The following is a 626-nucleotide window of genomic DNA, read 5'->3' as shown; positions in this document are numbered from 1 at the left end:
AAATTCCGTTCTACCATTTTTTTGACACCAGGTTAATATTCCGGACGTGTCTAATCTCCCCGTCCCATAGCTCTGCCATTTCGCTCTGGGTTTTATCCCCATGCTCACGCACAAAGACCCGAAACTTGTCCCAATCGCTGATTTTGAGGTTCTGTTGAGATACTTGTCTCGGCTTTGGCTTGACATCGCCCGTTTCAGCTTTGCGCTGGCACCACAAGTTAATCGTATTGCGACTGATATTGAACAGTTGACTCGCCTCACTTTTCTTGAGTCCGTCCAACTCGATCGCTTGCATTACTTTTCGCCGGAAGTCATCGCTGTAAGGTTGTGCCATTGGAAGGGGGGAGACGCTATGGGAATCCTTCTAGCTTACGTCCTAACCTGTATGACTGTAGCTATAACTATGGCTACGGGTATTCCCCTGCTGGGGAACGCTTCTACGACCTCAAATCGGGTCGGCGGCAGGAACGCATTAATATGATCGCTGGCTATCGGGATGGTAAACTGATTGCGCCCTTTACGGTCGAGGGGGCATGCAACCGCAGCGTGTTTGAGACCTGGCTAGAAACCTGCTTACAGCAATTTTCAGGTAATTGAACCACAAATTACGGTAATCTGGGTCTAGA

Annotated in this window: 1 protein-coding gene and 1 pseudogene; one reads left to right on the top strand and one right to left on the bottom strand. The window is 49.0% G+C overall.

The genetic code is table 11. The features are described from left to right. Positions 1-10: 10 nt before the first annotated feature. Complete coding sequence (locus ACM0OZ_RS49160; RefSeq protein WP_414590211.1) at positions 11-334, bottom strand: IS630 transposase-related protein; 324 nt, start codon at positions 332-334, stop codon at positions 11-13. Positions 335-402: 68 nt separating this feature from the next. Between ACM0OZ_RS49160 and ACM0OZ_RS49155 the strand changes: the two are divergent. Then, positions 403-576 (top strand): annotated as a pseudogene (locus ACM0OZ_RS49155) (transposase); the annotation flags it as partial. Positions 577-626: the final 50 nt, after the last annotated feature.

It is taken from the genome of Scytonema sp. PCC 10023 (assembly GCF_963920835.1).
Classification (GTDB): Bacteria; Cyanobacteriota; Cyanobacteriia; order Cyanobacteriales; family Nostocaceae; genus Kalymmatonema.
The sequence above is the reverse complement of the archived record's forward strand: the minus strand, read 5'-3'. Positions and strand labels throughout refer to the sequence as shown.